This window comes from Variovorax sp. RCC_210, from assembly GCF_041355175.1.
GTDB lineage: Bacteria > Pseudomonadota > Gammaproteobacteria > Burkholderiales > Burkholderiaceae_C > Variovorax.
Map to the genome: position 1 here is coordinate 105,337 of NZ_JBFUPJ010000014.1, position 14,652 is coordinate 119,988.

Here is a 14,652-nt window from a genome sequence, read left to right on the forward strand (position 1 = left end):
TTTTTGAGATCAGCGCCACTGCAGCAGCAGCGACCAAGGCTGCCGGCTCATGTGGCGATCGATGCAGCCGGCCGCGCCAGATGCACCAGAGGCGCTTGATGTGCCGGATGCACCAGGTGCACCAGGTGCGCCAGACGCCGGCGCGCACCCCTCCGGCAGGTAGCTCGGGTCCAGCAGCCGCGTGCCCGGCGCGAAGTCGAGCCGGCGCCGGGTGACCGACTGCAGCACGTTGCCGCCCACCGTGTCGAAGCCCGCGGCCTCCACGTTCACCACCACATCGCAATGCATGGGCAGCGCGTCGCCGCCGGTGTCGCGCGTGGCCAGCACCTCGCCGATCTTGTCGAAGGTGTTCAGCTCGGCGCCCGCGCCGCGCGCCTGGCACACCAGGTCGCCCACGCGCGGCGGCGTGCGCATCAGGTCGCAGGCGCGCATCGCGTAGCGCGTCGGCCGGCCGGCGGCCTCGTCGGTGCCGGCTTGCCACGCGGCGCCCGCGTAGTCCACATGCGCTTCGGAAAACACGAACTCGTCGTCCGCCAGCCCGGCCTGCCGCGCCAGCCAGCTGATGAAGGCGGCCGACCACGGCGTGTCGACGATGGACACGCGCGCCAGCGCCACCTGCACCGCGCGCAGCTCGTCGGACGCCAGCCCCTCGTCGGGCCCCACGCCCATGCCTTGCAGCCGCCCGGCCGTCGCCTCGTTCAGCGCCTGCAGCAGCAGGTGCCGGTTGGCCGGGCGCAGCCCGCCGTAGCGCACCTGCGTGGGCAGGCGCGGGTCGACCGCCTGCCAATAGGCGAGCACGCGCTGCCACGGGGCGAGGCTGGGAATGGTGTGGCGCGTGTCTTCGGCTTCGGAGTCGCCCGCCTCGGTCATGCGGCCTTCGGCGTCCATGGCCTGGCCGCCGAAGGCCTGGTGCTCCTGCGTGGCGTAGGTGGCCATCGCGAGGGCGCGGGCGGGGGAGGGGAGCTGGGTGGCGGTGTCGATGCAGGAAGACGAGGACGGTGACGAGGGGGACGCGAGGGCGGGAAAAGCCGCGGTGAGAACGAGGGTGCAGGCAAGGGTGGCGAAGCAGCGTCGCGCGCTGAAAGTCGTGTCGTAGGGCGGCATGGGCGCGAGCATAGCCGTGGGCCTACCGAGCCCACGCCGCACCGCGATCGGTCGACCGTGCGCGTTGCAGCGTGCGGTTGCCGCCACTAGGGTGCGTTGTCCCCGCCCCCAATCAACGCTGTTTTGAAGGCCTGCAAGAAGTCGTCGAAATCTCCGCGTTGCCGCCCTTGGGCAACGGACACCGCCGACACCGCCACCGGAATGCGCGGCGAGACGCTTCGGCATGACAGCGTCGGGTCGCGCGAAAAGCCGGCGGTGAAAGAGTCGATCACACACGGGCCGAAACCATCGAGCGTCAGCAGCAAGGCCGACTGGTAGGTCTGCGCCGAAAGGCGAATCTGCGAGAACACCGCGCTCTCGGACAGGTGCCCGAGCAGCACCTTGCCGACCGGGTCGTCCTTGTCGATGCCGATGAACTCGCGGCTGGCCATTTCGGCAATCGATATGTCGGTGGTCTCGACGTGCCCGGCCGTCCCGGCAGGCGCGGCCTCGACCCAGACCAGATGGCCGACCCCCAGCACTTCGGAATCCACCGAAGGCAAGTCAATTTCGCCGTAGGCGATACCCAGGTCGAATTCCTGCAACGCCACCGCCCTGGCGATTTCGTCGGAATGAAGGATCTTGATGGACACCGCGCTGTTTGGATGCCGCGTCTTGAAAAGGCTCAAGGCGGTGGACAGGCATTTGGTGGACAGCGACGGCACGATGGCGATTCGAAATTGCGACAGGTTGCTTGTCTTCAAAGACTGCGCCAAGCGCCTCAGTTCGTCTACCTGCTCGAATATTTCCTTCGAGCGGAGATACAGATGCCGCGCTTCCGGCGTCGGCTTCAGCCCTCCTTTTTCTCGCAGGAACAGCGCGTAGCCGAGTTGCTGCTCCGCGTGCTTGAGCGTTTGCGTGACCGCAGGTTGCGTGACGTTGAGGATGCGCGCCGCGGCGCTCACGCTGCCCGACAGCATGATGGCGTTGAAAACTTCGATGTGTTTGAGCCTCATAGCGAACCCATAAGAAAAGCTTATCGCGTTCCGTCATCTTCTAATTTGACGGTCAAACGGCGCGGCCGCAGACTTCATTGCGTCAAGAAACCTCCATTTCTTGAGCGATCCACGACGCAACGAATGAAATTTCAGCCGGACTCTCGAATTAAATCCTGAATTAAAAAATGGCCCACTCATTGGCGGCAGGCAACACCGCACCGAAAAAAGCTGACCCCCGCATGTTCGAGAATTTCGAGGTGCAGCAAGCCCGTATCGATTTGGCCGCCTGCTTTCGCATGGCATCGAATCTTGGCATGGAAGAGGGAATTTGCAACCATTTTTCAGCCGTGGTGCCCGGCATCGACGATTATTTTTTGGTCAACCCGTTCGGCCTGGCATTCGAAGAAATTCGCGCGTCCGACCTGATCATTTGCGATTTCGAAGGCAATGTCGTTCAAGGCGACAGGGCACCTGAAATTACCGCCTACTACATTCATGCCCGGGTTCACAAGAACCTGCCGCGTGCCCGGGTGGCATTTCACACCCACATGCCTTACGCCACAAGCCTTGCAATGGTCGAGGGCCAGCCGCTTCAATGGGCCGGCCAGACCTCGCTGAAATTCTACGGACGCACCGCCGTCGATGAGTTCAACGGCTTGGCGCTCGATGCGCAGGAGGGCGACCGAATTGCGGCTGCAATTGGCGATGCCGATGTCGTGTTCATGCGAAATCACGGCGTGATGGTCGTCGGCAAAACCATTGCGCAGGCCTGGAACGACCTGTATTACCTCGAACGGGCATGCGAAGTGCAGGTGCTGGCGGAGTCGACGGGCAGAAAACTCGTTCCCGTTCACCCGAAGGTGGCCGCGGCCACCTACGCCCAGATGCGTGCCGGGGGAGACGAGAGCGCCGTACAGCATCTGGAGAGCGTGAAGCGAAGGCTCCAGAAAACCGACCCGGATTTTTCTTCTTGAACTCCATACCCCAATAAAAAATGAAGCCCCTTATTGTTTGCATTGCCGCAGCCGCCTGTTCGCTCGTCTCCATTCAGTCGAACGCAGCCGAATTGACCGGACGATTGAAAGAGATCAAGGAAAGAAACTTCATCACAGTCGCGTACCGCGAATCTTCGATTCCGTTTTCTTACCTCGGCGGAAACGGCCAGCCCATCGGCTATGCGCAAGACATTTGCCAGAAAATTGTAGAAGACGTCAAGACCGCCATCGGCAGCCCCAATCTGTCTGTCAAAAGGCAGGCAGTCACATCGCAGAACAGAATTCCGCTGATTCAGAATGGAACCATAGACCTCGAATGCGGCACGACGGTCAATAACCCGGAACGCCAAGCGCTGGTGAGTTTCAGCAATACGTATTTTGTGGTCGGCACCAAATTCGTGTCGCGCAAGTCAGACAAGCTCAACGCAATCAAGGACCTGAAAGGAAAAACGGTCGTCGCGACCACCGGCTCAAACACGGTTCTGAAACTCCGAGCGCTAGACAAAAAAGATAATCTAAGCCTCAACCTCATTCAGGCCAAAGATTTCTCAGACAGCATGCTGACCTTCACATCAGGCCGAGCCGATGTGTTTTTCGAAGACGACATCAATCTCGTCGGGCAAATTTCGTTCTCACAAAACCCCGCCGATTTTTCTCTGAGTTCCGACGCATTGAGCCGCGACCCCTATGCAGTGATGTTGCCCCGTGGCGAGCCTGAATTCAAAGCCATTGCCGACAAAGCCATTGCCAAATTGTTTGCAAGCGGAGAAATAAAAGCGCTGTACGACAAGTGGTTCCAGTCGCCGATCCCCCCGCGTGGCGTGAACCTGCACTTCCCGATGAGCGAAGCGCTGGCAAAGGTGATAGCCAAGCCGACCGATTCACCAAACTCGTCGGACTATTGAGACGAGCTCAAGTGATGCAGTGCAGTCATCGATCGCGGTTGAGCAGCAGCGTGCTCAGGTGAACAGGGCGTCGGGTGCTTCCCGCAGCGAAATAAAGGAGGAGCCGAAGGCGGGGGACATTCGCGGAGGGAAGTACCCGTCGGCCTGTTCACGCGTCCCGAACCCAAGGACGACCTGGCAAACCCAGAGATCCAAAAGGCGGGCCATGAACCTCACAGCCCGCCAGACCAGCCGTTACCCGCCGGTCTCAGGCGCCGCCATGCGCGCCTTCTCGCTCAACTGAAACAGCTCCCCGGCCTCGCGCGCCATGTCGGCTGCAAGCCAGAGCAGGTTGTCCAGTTGGCGTGGCCCTTCCCCGGTGGACCAGTCGATGCCTTCTCCGTGGCACACCCACAGGAGCGCTTCGAGTTGCGAGAGGATGTTTTCGAGGAGATCCGCCGGTTCCTGGGCGTTCTCTTCGGGGGATACCGGCGTGCGAGGCCGGGCTATAGTCTTCTTAGCCATTGATGTGCGTTTTCTTAGAGTGGGTTGCACGTTTTTGGTTAGACGGCTGGGGTGTTCCTAGCACCTTGGCCGTCGCCTTTGATACCTCGCTTTCTGCATCGATGCTTTCGCACCGACAACCTGCCGCGAGGCAAGCAGCCCTTCAGGAATCGATGTGGTTGTGTGTGGCGCCTTTCCGGGTTTCCTCGGAGGGAAATTGAGTGACAAGGGCGTCCACTTTAGGCAAGAGCGGCCATCGGCGCCGCACCTTGCACATCACGCAACTTCCATTCGCGCCAACAAATGCAGCTTTGGCCGCACCGCGTGCGCGCCGAATGCAGAGGCCTTTGGTAGCCGTTGGTACTCCTCATGTCGGACAACGACCACGCGACACGGTGGCAATCGCCGAGTCTCAGCGCGTAACTTTTGCCACCGAATGACAACGGGAGGCGAGGCGTTGTCAGTTGTCGGCCCCATCCTAGGGCTACGGCGCGGCGCCTTCAGTCAACACATGGTCGATTTCGACGCAACGAGCCACGCTCCACCTCACCCGACCGCCCACGCCGCGCTCGACAGGATGGTGCGGGCCGACCAACTGCTTTCGGTGCGGCGCAGCGTTCGCGCGGTGGTGCCCTCGGGCATGGCGGTGGGCACTGCCGCGGCGGTGGTGGCGCTGTATTCGTCGCACGCGACGCGGTCACCGGGTACGTGGGCCCTGCCGCTCGCGTGGCTGCTGCTCGTGGTGCTTTCCAATGCGTTGCGCGCCTTCGTTTCGCGCCCGGTGCACGCTGCCGCCAAAGACGACGACGCCGGCACGCTCGACGAAAGCGCTATCGCGCGGCAACTGCGCCGGGTCACGCTGTCGTCGTTTTTCTCGGGCTGCGTGTGGGCGCTGCTGCCGGTGTTCTGCAGCAAGGCGGTGCCGGAGGAAACGCTGTTCTTCCTCACGGTGATGTGCGGCGTGTGCGCGGGCTCGGTCATCTACAGCGCGGCGTACGCGCAGGTGCCGGTGGCCTTCGTGTCGCCCGCGCTCGCGTCGGTCACGGGGTGGCTGCTGTGGGCGGGTGGCTTTCATCACAACGTGCTGGCGCTGATGGTGGCGGTGTACCTGGCGACATTGGTTCACGCATCGGTGCGTGGCGACCGCGCGTTCCGCGCCAGCAGCCGCCTGAAGAACGAGGCGCTGTTCATGGCCTCGGAGCTGCGGCGAACGCATGCGCAGTCGACCCGCGCCGCGCGCGAGCTGGACTTTCGGGCCAACCACGATTCGCTCACGGGCCTGCTCAACCGCGAAGGTTTCTTCGAAGCGGCTTCGCGCTTCTGCCGCGCGAGGGGCGCGCGGCGCGAGCCCGATGCTGCGGCCGCCGCCGCGCTGATGCTCGACCTCGACGGCTTCAAGGCGGTGAACGACGCCTTCGGCCACAAGACGGGCGACCAGGTGCTGCAGGACGTGGGCCAGTGGCTGCAGCAGCGGCTCGCCCCGCACGACGCGGTGGTGGGCCGCTGGGGCGGGGACGAGTTCGCGGTGTTCTACCAGCCCCACGGCACGCACGACGCACCCGAGCGGGTGGCGGGCGAGCTCATCGCTTCCATCGGGCAAGCGACCTCGCACTACGGCGGCCAGCTGGGCGTGAGCGTGGGCATCTGCACGGAGCACGACTGCTCGGTGGCCGAGATGCTGAGCTTTTCCGACGAGGCGCTGTACGAGGCCAAGCGCCGCGGCCGCAACCGCTGCCACCGCTTCGACGAAGCCTTGCACAGCCGCCTGCTGAGCCGGCGCGACATCGAGCGCGACCTGGCCGAGGCCATTGCCTCGCGCGCCATCTGCGTGTGGTACCAGCCCATCCTGGCCGAGGGCGGGCGGCGGCTGCACAGCCTGGAGGCGCTGCTGCGATGGCAGCACCCCCGGCATGGCTGGGTGGCGCCGGCCGACGTCATCTACGCGGCCGCGAACACGGGGCTGGCCGAGCGGCTGCTGCGGCACATCCTCGATGAAATCTGTCTGGGCCTTCGCCAGCTGACTTCGGCCGGCGTGCGCTTCGCCGACGTGCCAGTGGCCATGAACGTGTCGCCGCGCGAGATGTCGCAACTGCCGGTGGACGCCATCGTGCTCGAGGCGCTCGCCAGGCATGGCTTGCCGCCGCACCGGCTGCAGATCGAAATCACCGAAGAGGTGGCGCTGGACACGTCGGCCGCGAAGACGCGGCTGCGCGCGCTGGCCGAGGCGGGCATCGCCATCGTCATCGACGACTTCGGCGTGGGCTATTCGTCGCTCGCGTCGCTGCGCGGCGAGCATGTGCGGCAGGTGAAGATCGATCGCAGCTTCGTGCTCAACCTGGCGTCGTCGCCGGGCAGCCGGCTGATGGTGGAGGCGGTGATACGGCTGGGCCAGTCGCTCTTCATCGAGGTGGTGGCCGAGGGCGTGGAAAACCGCGAAGAGCTGGAGGCGCTGAACGCGCTGGGCTCGCCGCTGCTGCAGGGCTACTACTTCATGCGCCCGGCGCCGCTGGACAAGGTGATGGCGTGGGCGGTGCAGCGCGAAGACGCTTCCGCGGCGCAGGCCTGAGGGGGAGCCTCGGACTGCCCGCCGGCAACGTCAGGCCAGCACCACCTGCTCGCACGCCCTGCGCAGCGCCGCCATGCCCGGCAGGTCGCGCGCCTTCGCGTCGGTGACCACCACGCCGATGTCCGCCGCGCGCGCATAGGTCACGCGGCTGGCCTGGCCGATCTTGGCGTGGTCGGCCAGCAGGATGAGCTGCTGCGCCTGCTCGGCCATGGCGCGCGCAATGGTGGCCTCGTGGTGCTCGAAGCTCATGGCGCCGTGCTTGGCGTGCAGCCCCACGGGCGAGAGCAGCGCCACGTCGGCGCGGTAGCGGCGAATGGCCTCCACGGTGGTGTCGCCGCAGGTGGCCTGGCCTTGCACATCGATCTCGCCGCCCAGCAGGATGGTCTTGTTCCCGGTGAGCCGGCCTTCGCCCGCGCCCGCGAGCTTGAGCGCGATGTTCAGTGAATTGGTGATGACGGTCATGCCGCTGAGCGTGGCCAGCTCTTCGGCGCAGATCGACATGGTGCTGCCCGCGTCCATGAACACGGTCTGCCCCGGGCGCAGCAGCGCGACGGCGGCCTTGGCAATGGCGCGCTTCTCGCGCTGGCGGGCCACCAGCCGCACGGCCAGCGGCGGCTCGGGCTCGGCGCTGGTGGCAATGGCGCCGCCGTGCACGCGGCGCAGCTCGCCCAGGCCCTCGAGCTCGAGCAGGTCGCGCCGCACGGTCTCGCGCGACACCTCGAGGTCTTGCACGATGCGCTCGACGCTCAGGCGCGAGAAGGTGGCGAGCAGGCTGCGGATGCGCAGGAATCGTTCTTCTTGGAGCATGAAATACCGGCGTTTGACAAAGAAAGAAAGGCGGCGTCTGTGCGACGGCCGCCCCGGTTTGCAGATGCAAGCAGGCACGCGAGCGGTGCCATTGTGCCGGTGGGCGCGGCGGCTCGGTCGCCTGTAGCCGCCCGCCCCCACCGGTTTTGTGCTCAGAGGTCCGCGCGCCCCATGGCCGGATCGCTCACCGAGTGCTTTCCGTTCTCCACGCGGCCGGCAAAGCGGCGGTAGAAGGTCGGGTCGGCGTCGCAGGTGACGGCAAAGTCGTACCAGTGGCCGCTGCCTTCCAGCGTCCACAGCTGCTCGGCCTTGGCGCCGCCGGCCACGGTGGCACCCCACGGGCCGTCGTTGCGGTAGGCCTTGGCGCGCACGGTGAAGTTGCAGGTGCTGGCGCCGGTGCCGCCGTTGAGCATCTCCAGGTACACGTTGCCGTTGGCCACGTCGTAGCACACGCGCACTTCGGCGTTGGCCGCGCCGCCGGCACGCAGGGTGTCGAGGTTGCCCTTGAAGTGGCGGTGGAAGCCGTTGGGGCCGAGCACCCACAGGTCGTACGAGTTGCCGGCGGCGTCGGCCGTGCCGCTCCACACGTCGTCGAGCATCTTGCCGGGCTCCACCATGTAGCGGCGTGGCAGCTGGTCGAGGTGCAGCTTGTCGTACACGTGGAACACGGCGCCGACCTTGCCGGTGTTGGAGAAGATGAGGCGCATGGCGCCGTTGGCGGCGTCGGCGCGTCCGCTCACATGCAGCTCGTAGGGCAGGGCGCGCGAGGGGCGCGTGCCGGTGGCCTGCTTGGGCAGCGTGGCGTTGGTGGGCGGCACGATGGCGGGGAGCGCCTGCTGGGCGACACGCAGGTTCGTCGCCTCGTCCTTGGTGCGGGTGCCCGCGAGCGTGGGCAGCACTTCGTTGTTGGGGGTGGCGAAGTTGAAGGCGCTCGTCAGGTCACCGGCCACCGCACGGCGGAACGGCGAGATGTTCAGCTCCTTCACGCCGAAGCGTGCTTCCAGGAAGCGCAGCACCGAGGTGTGGTCGAACACCTGCGAGTTGACCCAGCCGCCACGGCTCCACGGCGAGATGACGTACATCGGCACGCGCGGGCCGGGGCCGTACACGCGGCCGTCCGCAGGCGGCGTGGTGCTGCCCACCAGCGGGTAGTTGTGGCGCTCGAAGGCCACGTCGGCGTCCGACAGCGTGGTCTTGCCTGCCGCGGCGCTCTTCGGGTCGGTGGGGTTGATGAGCGAGGGTGCCGACGGCGAAGGCATGTGATCGAAGAAGCCGTCGTTCTCGTCGAAGTTGACGATGAGCACGGTCTTGCTCCACACCTCGGGCGAGGCGGTCAGCGCGTTGAGCACTTCCTGGATGTACCAGCCGCCCTGCACGGGGCTCGACGGCCCGGGGTGCTCGGAAAACGCGGCGGGCGCGACGATCCACGACACATCGCGCAGCTTGCCGTTGAGCACGTCCTGCTTGAAGGTGCCCAGGAAGCCGCCGTCGGGCATGGTGTTGGCCACGCCCTTGTACAGCGGGTTGCCCGCGTCGTCGGTGGCGGGGTCGTAGGCCGGCACGCTCACGCCGGCGGGCGGGCTGGCATCGCCGTCGTAGCGCCCATCGTTCTTGCCCGAGAGCTTGTTCGCCACGCGGAACTGCTTGAAGCCGTGCAGCGGGTTGTCGGTGTAGTTGTCGGGCAGGTTCTGGTAGACGATCCAGCTGACCTTGGCGTCTTCCAGGCGTTCGGGGTAGGTCTTCCAGTTGCAGCCGTACTGGGTGGAGTCGACGTTGGGGTTGTCGGTCGGGTCCCACGGTTCGCGCAGGTTCTCCCAGGTGTTGTCGATGGATGCGACGCCGGCGAGGCCCGTGGCCGTCTGGCCCGAGGGGCCGTTGGTGCCGCTCCAGTGGAACAGGCGGTTGGAGTTGGTGCCGGTGTGCATGCCACAGTGGTAGCTGTCGCACAGCGTGAAGGCGTTGGCCAGCGCGTACTGGAAGGGCAGCTCGGCCTCCTGGAAGTAGCCCATGGCCGCGTTGGTCTTGTAGCGCGGCCATTGGTACATGCGCCCGCCGTCCCAGGCGTTTTGCGCGTCGCCCCAGCTGTGCGGCGTGCCGCTCGCGCGCTGGGCGTTGCCCTTGCTCTGGTCGAGGTGGTAGGGCAGCACGGGCTTGCCGTTGGCATCGCTTTGCTGCCACACGTTGAGGCCGCCAGGCAGCGGAATGGTGAAGCGGTCGCCGAAGCCGCGCACGCCCATCATCGCGCCGAAGTAGTGGTCGAACGAGCGGTTCTCCTGCATCAGGATCACGACGTGCTTGACGTCCATGATGGTGCCGGTCTCGTTGTTGGCCGGCAGGGCCAGCGCGCGGCGGATGCTGGGCGGAAACGCCGAGAGCGCGAGGGCGGCGGCGCCGGTGGTGGCGGTGCCGGTGAGGAACTTGCGGCGCGAATTCATTGGCTTGGTCTTGTCGTTCATGTCATTGATTCCGTGGGGCTTCAGGGCGCGCAGCTCTTCACGGGCGCGGTGCCGGTGTCGGGCTGTTGCGGGGTGGTGGGTGTCGTCGGCGTGGTGGGCAGGCCACCGACGACGCCACCACCGCCACCGCTGCCGCCGCCGCAGGCGGAAAGCGCGCTGGCCACGATCAGCGCGGCCAGCAGGCGCGCGCTCAGGGATGCAGATTTCATGGGTCTATCCTTTGTTGTGCAGTGTTTGTGGAGCAGGGGGCAAGACACGGGAAGCGTTCAGGGGACGAGCAGCGTCGACAGCGGGCGGGCCGCCTTGTAGATGCTGGAAATCTCGTCCTTGGTGAGCGCGCGGTTCCAGATGGCGAACTCGTTGAAGTCCATGGCGCCGCGCGGCGAGGAGGCCTGGCGCTTGTAGTAGAGGCCGGTGCCGTCTTCGTTCAGGCCGATGCCGTTCTTCAGGCCGCCGAGCTTGGCGATGAGCTCGGGCGTGAGCGCCTTGCTCCCGGTCTGCACGCCGCGCACCGGGTCGACGGCGTAGCCGTTCATGGTGAGCGCCGCCTTGTCGATCACCATGGCCACGTAGGCCCACTGGCCGGCGCTCACGTAGTGCGCGCCTGCGATTTCGCCGCGGACACTTCCGGTGCCGGTGTTGAAGCGCAGCTCGCAGCTGCCGAACAGGCCGATGGCAATGCCTTCGTTGACGCCGGTGTCGTAGTTCTTGTTGGCGATGACGGAGCCGCCGTTGCTCACGCCCTGGCTGCACGAAGCGTCGGTGCGCATCCAGAAGCCGATGGTGAAGGCGGTGGTGCCCGCGTCGGTGGTCACGTCGGTGGCCTGCTTCAGGCGGTAGCCGGCCATGCCGCTCGCGTTGATCACCTTGCTGTTCACTCGCAGTGCCTTGGCGCGATCGCGCATCCGCATGCCGTCGTCGGTCACCAGCGAGCCGCCATCCGCATCGGCGGCCCAGGGCGCGAGGGTGGAGGCGCCGGTCTTGCTGTCCACGCCCGGCAGTGCGTCGAGCGGGTAGTAGCTCACCAGGCCGTTGACCAGCGTGGGGGCCAGCGGCACCGGCTTCACGTAGGCGATCTGCATGTCCAGCGCGACGATGGTGTCGCCGGCCGTCAGCGTGTAGCGATAGCTGTAGCTGCCGTCGGTGGCGGCGTCGATGTAGTCGACATACGAGGTGCTGCCCGCCGCCAGCGTGGCCACCAGCTTGCCGTCGCGCAGCACCTGCACGGGCACGCTGGCATTGCCGGCGAGCTTCCAGGCGAGTTCGACGTTGTCCCTGTCGGCGCCGGCCTTCGCGGTGAATTCGCGGATGCTCGTGGCGCCTTGCAGGGCGACGCCGCTCCAGGTGTAGTCGGCCGCCGCAGGCGTCACGCCCAGGTGGCGCAGCACGGTCGGCGCGATGTCGGTGGCGGCGGCGAGCTGCAGCAGCGTGGTGTCGGTGGGGGCGGCAGCGCCCGTGCCGGGCAGGCTGGCGAGCGTCTTGTTGCTCGCGATGAACACCGTCTTGTTGTCGATCGACTGCAGCCCGGTGGCGGTGCCGAAGCCGTCGAGGCCATGGCCCGTGGTGAGGATCACCAGCCAGTCTTCCTTGGCGTCGTTGGCGGTGCGCTGCGCGACGTGCGCGAGCAACTGGCCGATGGCGGTGGCGGTGTCGGCCACCGCGCGGCGGTAGGCGTCGCTGGCAAGGCCGGCGCCTGCTGCTGCGGCCGGCGCGCCGTATTGCGCCACGAGCAGGTCGTCGCCCGCGTCGATGCGCTGCGCGGCGTGCTCGGTCACGCAGCTGTCGGCACCGGCGCAATCGAAGGCGGTGTCCACGCTGCCCGGCTCGTTGGCCAGCAGCGGGGCGTACACCGGGTTGGCGGTGATGACGCCGGTCGTGTAGCCCGCCGCCGTCTTCTGCTTGGCCATGGCGAAGATGGACGGTGCGAGCTTGACGTCGATGCGCTGGCCGGCAGCGTCCGAGCGCACGCCGTGTCGCTGCGCCCAGGTGCCGGTCACCAGCGTGGCCCAGCCGGGGCCGTCGGCGAGGCGCTGCTCGGTGAGCGTGCCGTTGGCGCCGCCAGTCCAGGCGGGAGCGAGCTGCAGCGACTGCAGCGCCGCTGCCTTCTTCTGCGCGATGGCATCGCGAAGCGCGGCATGGGTGAGGCCGTCGACTTCGACGATCAATGCCTTCGGGCCGCTCTTGCCCTGGTTGACGGTGGGTGCGGGCGGGTTGCCGCCGTTGTCGCCTCCGCCCGAGGTGGGCGGGGTGATGGGCAGCAGGCCGATGCCGTTGCCGCCACCGCCGCCACCACCACACGCTGCAAGCAGCAGCGCCATGCACAAGCTTCCCCCCGCCAGGCCGCTGCGCGCGGTCATTCCTCTGATCATGTTTTTTTCCTGAAGAAACCAAGGGCGCCCCGCGCGGCGGCGCCGTGCGGAACGTGGCATCGGCATGTGTTTGTGCAAGGAAATGTATTTGCAACAAAACACACAAATGCTCCGAATGCCGCAGATGTTGCGTTCTTCAGGTGACAGCGGTTTGACAAGAACGGCGATTGCCGGCTTCTGCGAAAAGAGGGGTTGCCGCGTTCGGTGCCCAGGCGCCGTTACAGCGGATACAGCCGGGACGCCGAGCACGTGCGGGTTGCTGGATGAGCGCGGTGCGCGCTTCTACGATGCCTTTCATCGCATCCCTGAACATCCACTTGCAGAAAGAAAGAACGAAGCCATGACCAACTCCATCGTCCAGCGCCGCACCCTGTTGCTTGCCGCATCCGCGTTGCCGCTTGCCAGCGCGTGCACCGCGTGGTCGCGCAGCGGCGCGCAGTCTTCCGCCGAAGCGCAACTCGCCGAGCTCGAACGTTCCTGCGGCGGCCGGCTCGGCGTGGTGGGTTTCCACACTCAACGGGGCGTGCGCGTTCAGCACCGCGCGCACGAGCGCTTTCCGCTGTGCAGCACCTTCAAGCTGATGCTGGCCGCGAGCGTGCTCGAGCGCAGCGCGCAAGACGCCAGCCTGCTGCAGCGCCCCATGCGCTACGGCAAGGCCGACTTGATCGCGAATTCACCCATCACCGAGAAGCACGTGGCCACCGGCATGAGCGTGGCCGAGCTGTGCGCGGCCACCATCCAGTACAGCGACAACGCCGCCGCGAACGTGCTGTTGAAGCTGGTGGGCGGCCCGGCCGAGGTGACGGCGTTCGCGCGCCGCATCGGCGACCAGGCCTTTCGCCTCGACCGGACCGAGCCCGAGCTGAACACGAGCATTCCCGGTGACCTGCGCGACACCACCACGCCCGCGGCCATGTCCGACAGCGTGCAGCGGCTGGTGCTCGGCGACGCGCTGGGCGCGGGCCAGCGCGAGCAGCTCAAGACCTGGCTGCTGGGCAACACCACCAGCGCAGACCGCTTCGTGGCCGGCGTGCCCGCGGGCTGGAAGGTGGCCGACAAGACCGGCGCGGGCTCCTACGGCAGCAACAACGACGTGGGCGTGCTGTGGCCGCAGGCGGGGGAGCCGCTGGTGCTGTCGGTGTACCTGACGTTCGCGCAGAAAGATGCGAAGACGCGCAACGACGTGGTGGCCGCGGCCACGCGCATCGCGGTGGGGGCGTTGGCGGGGTAGGGTGAACGGGTGGTGAAGATGCGCGCTGGCCGTCGGCGAATGCTCACGCTGCGCCGTTCTCCTTGCCGCTCCCCGCTGTTTCGGCCGAACCGAAGGACGGCAGCGCAGGCAACCCGAAGCAGGCGAGGCCCAGCGGTGCCAGCCGGTCCGGGTAGTCCCAGAACGCGTTGTCCAGGGCTTCGAGCTCGTCGTTCTCCTGCGCCGTGAGCAGCCCGTAGATGTCCGACATCGACTTCAGGTCGGGATCGTTCTCGAAGCGTTGCACGATGTCTCTCTGGCGCTGAACGATGGCATGCGCCTGGTGCGCGCCCATCTTGCGCAACGCAGCGAGCGCGATCCGGCAGTTGGCGTCGCCCCAGTTGCCCAGGAACTGCAGGAACCCGCCGTTGTTCATGTCGGCCTCGAGCCGCCACAGCGCGCACAGGTCTTGATCTGCAGCGCTGAGGGCTTCCAGCTTCCAGTCGGCGGCCTTGAGCTTGTGCATGGCCGCGTCGTACGACGCTTCCCAGGCGACGTCGAGCGTGTTGACGAGCCCCACCGCATCCGCAGGCCACAGCGTGGGCCAGCACAGGCCGAAGCCGCTGTCGACAAACACCCACTGCGTGCGCTGTTCAGGTGTCGCCTTCTCCAGCCTGATGTGGCGGCGATAGGGTTCGACGTGGCGGGTGCCGTTGGCAAGAGTCAATGTCATCGCGTCGTCGTGCAGCGAGACGCGCTCGACGCGCAGGGCCGCGAAGGCTTCGTGGTGTTCGCTCATCT

12 protein-coding genes are annotated in these 14,652 nt (G+C 66.4%); 4 read left to right on the forward strand and 8 right to left on the reverse strand.

The features are described from left to right. Window positions 1-9: 9 nt before the first annotated feature. Both AB6807_RS30230 and AB6807_RS30235 read right to left on the reverse strand, forming a co-directional pair. Window positions 10-936, reverse strand: coding sequence for a DUF2272 domain-containing protein (locus AB6807_RS30230; RefSeq protein ID WP_371087448.1), 927 nt, complete (start codon window positions 934-936; stop codon window positions 10-12). Between the two features lie 254 nt (window positions 937-1,190). Then, the gene (locus tag AB6807_RS30235; protein WP_371087449.1) at window positions 1,191-2,099 is read right to left on the reverse strand and encodes a LysR family transcriptional regulator; all 909 of its coding nucleotides are present in this window, start codon (window positions 2,097-2,099) and stop codon (window positions 1,191-1,193) included. A gap of 167 nt (window positions 2,100-2,266) precedes the next feature. Here AB6807_RS30235 and AB6807_RS30240 point away from each other — a divergent pair, with 167 nt between their 5' ends. Both AB6807_RS30240 and AB6807_RS30245 read left to right on the forward strand, forming a co-directional pair. Continuing rightward, the gene (locus AB6807_RS30240) at window positions 2,267-3,055 is read left to right on the forward strand and encodes an aldolase (protein ID WP_371087450.1); all 789 of its coding nucleotides are present in this window, start codon (window positions 2,267-2,269) and stop codon (window positions 3,053-3,055) included. Window positions 3,056-3,075: 20 nt separating this feature from the next. Then, the gene (locus AB6807_RS30245; protein WP_371087451.1) at window positions 3,076-3,981 is read left to right on the forward strand and encodes an amino acid ABC transporter substrate-binding protein; all 906 of its coding nucleotides are present in this window, start codon (window positions 3,076-3,078) and stop codon (window positions 3,979-3,981) included. Window positions 3,982-4,215: 234 nt separating this feature from the next. Here the strand turns inward: AB6807_RS30245 and AB6807_RS30250 are convergent, their stop codons facing one another. Then, a complete protein-coding gene (locus AB6807_RS30250; RefSeq protein ID WP_371087452.1) occupies window positions 4,216-4,485 on the reverse strand; it encodes a hypothetical protein in 270 nt (89 codons plus the stop codon). Window positions 4,486-4,975: 490 nt separating this feature from the next. Between AB6807_RS30250 and AB6807_RS30255 the strand changes: the two genes are divergently transcribed. Beyond that, window positions 4,976-7,030, forward strand: a complete 2,055-nt coding sequence (locus AB6807_RS30255) for a putative bifunctional diguanylate cyclase/phosphodiesterase (RefSeq protein WP_371087453.1) — start codon at window positions 4,976-4,978, stop codon at window positions 7,028-7,030. 30 nt (window positions 7,031-7,060) lie between these two features. Here AB6807_RS30255 and AB6807_RS30260 read toward each other — a convergent pair whose 3' ends face one another. The 4 genes from AB6807_RS30260 to AB6807_RS30275 all read right to left on the reverse strand — a co-directional run bounded on the left by AB6807_RS30260 (window position 7,061) and on the right by AB6807_RS30275 (window position 12,662). Further along, on the reverse strand, window positions 7,061-7,837 hold the full coding sequence (locus AB6807_RS30260; protein WP_116912014.1) for a DeoR/GlpR family DNA-binding transcription regulator: 777 nt from the start codon (window positions 7,835-7,837) through the stop codon (window positions 7,061-7,063). 152 nt (window positions 7,838-7,989) lie between these two features. After that, window positions 7,990-10,272, reverse strand: a complete 2,283-nt coding sequence (locus tag AB6807_RS30265; protein ID WP_371087558.1) for a phosphocholine-specific phospholipase C — start codon at window positions 10,270-10,272, stop codon at window positions 7,990-7,992. 41 nt (window positions 10,273-10,313) lie between these two features. Beyond that, on the reverse strand, window positions 10,314-10,502 hold the full coding sequence (locus tag AB6807_RS30270) for a hypothetical protein (RefSeq protein ID WP_116912013.1): 189 nt from the start codon (window positions 10,500-10,502) through the stop codon (window positions 10,314-10,316). Window positions 10,503-10,559: 57 nt separating this feature from the next. Beyond that, window positions 10,560-12,662, reverse strand: a complete 2,103-nt coding sequence (locus AB6807_RS30275; RefSeq protein WP_371087454.1) for a LamG-like jellyroll fold domain-containing protein — start codon at window positions 12,660-12,662, stop codon at window positions 10,560-10,562. Between the two features lie 340 nt (window positions 12,663-13,002). Between AB6807_RS30275 and bla the strand changes: the two genes are divergently transcribed. Beyond that, the gene (gene bla / locus AB6807_RS30280; RefSeq protein WP_371087455.1) at window positions 13,003-13,893 is read left to right on the forward strand and encodes a class A beta-lactamase; all 891 of its coding nucleotides are present in this window, start codon (window positions 13,003-13,005) and stop codon (window positions 13,891-13,893) included. 43 nt (window positions 13,894-13,936) lie between these two features. Here the strand turns inward: bla and AB6807_RS30285 are convergent, their stop codons facing one another. Beyond that, on the reverse strand, window positions 13,937-14,650 hold the full coding sequence (locus AB6807_RS30285) for a DUF4375 domain-containing protein (RefSeq protein ID WP_371087456.1): 714 nt from the start codon (window positions 14,648-14,650) through the stop codon (window positions 13,937-13,939). Between the last annotated feature and the right edge of the window lie 2 nt (window positions 14,651-14,652).

Excerpts from the sequence above, each read along its gene's own strand:
- AB6807_RS30235 (WP_371087449.1), bottom strand. The coding sequence starts at position 2,099 with ATGAGGCTCAAACACATCGAAGTTTTCAACGCCATCATGCTGTCGGGC.
- AB6807_RS30275 (WP_371087454.1), bottom strand. The coding sequence starts at position 12,662 with ATGATCAGAGGAATGACCGCGCGCAGCGGCCTGGCGGGGGGAAGCTTG.
- AB6807_RS30260 (WP_116912014.1), bottom strand. The coding sequence starts at position 7,837 with ATGCTCCAAGAAGAACGATTCCTGCGCATCCGCAGCCTGCTCGCCACC.
- AB6807_RS30250 (WP_371087452.1), bottom strand. The coding sequence starts at position 4,485 with ATGGCTAAGAAGACTATAGCCCGGCCTCGCACGCCGGTATCCCCCGAA.
- AB6807_RS30255 (WP_371087453.1), top strand. The coding sequence starts at position 4,976 with ATGGTCGATTTCGACGCAACGAGCCACGCTCCACCTCACCCGACCGCC.
- AB6807_RS30230 (WP_371087448.1), bottom strand. The coding sequence starts at position 936 with ATGGCCACCTACGCCACGCAGGAGCACCAGGCCTTCGGCGGCCAGGCC.
- AB6807_RS30285 (WP_371087456.1), bottom strand. The coding sequence starts at position 14,650 with ATGAGCGAACACCACGAAGCCTTCGCGGCCCTGCGCGTCGAGCGCGTC.
- AB6807_RS30265 (WP_371087558.1), bottom strand. The coding sequence starts at position 10,272 with ATGAATTCGCGCCGCAAGTTCCTCACCGGCACCGCCACCACCGGCGCC.
- AB6807_RS30240 (WP_371087450.1), top strand. The coding sequence starts at position 2,267 with ATGGCCCACTCATTGGCGGCAGGCAACACCGCACCGAAAAAAGCTGAC.
- AB6807_RS30245 (WP_371087451.1), top strand. The coding sequence starts at position 3,076 with ATGAAGCCCCTTATTGTTTGCATTGCCGCAGCCGCCTGTTCGCTCGTC.
- bla (WP_371087455.1), top strand. The coding sequence starts at position 13,003 with ATGACCAACTCCATCGTCCAGCGCCGCACCCTGTTGCTTGCCGCATCC.
- AB6807_RS30270 (WP_116912013.1), bottom strand. The coding sequence starts at position 10,502 with ATGAAATCTGCATCCCTGAGCGCGCGCCTGCTGGCCGCGCTGATCGTG.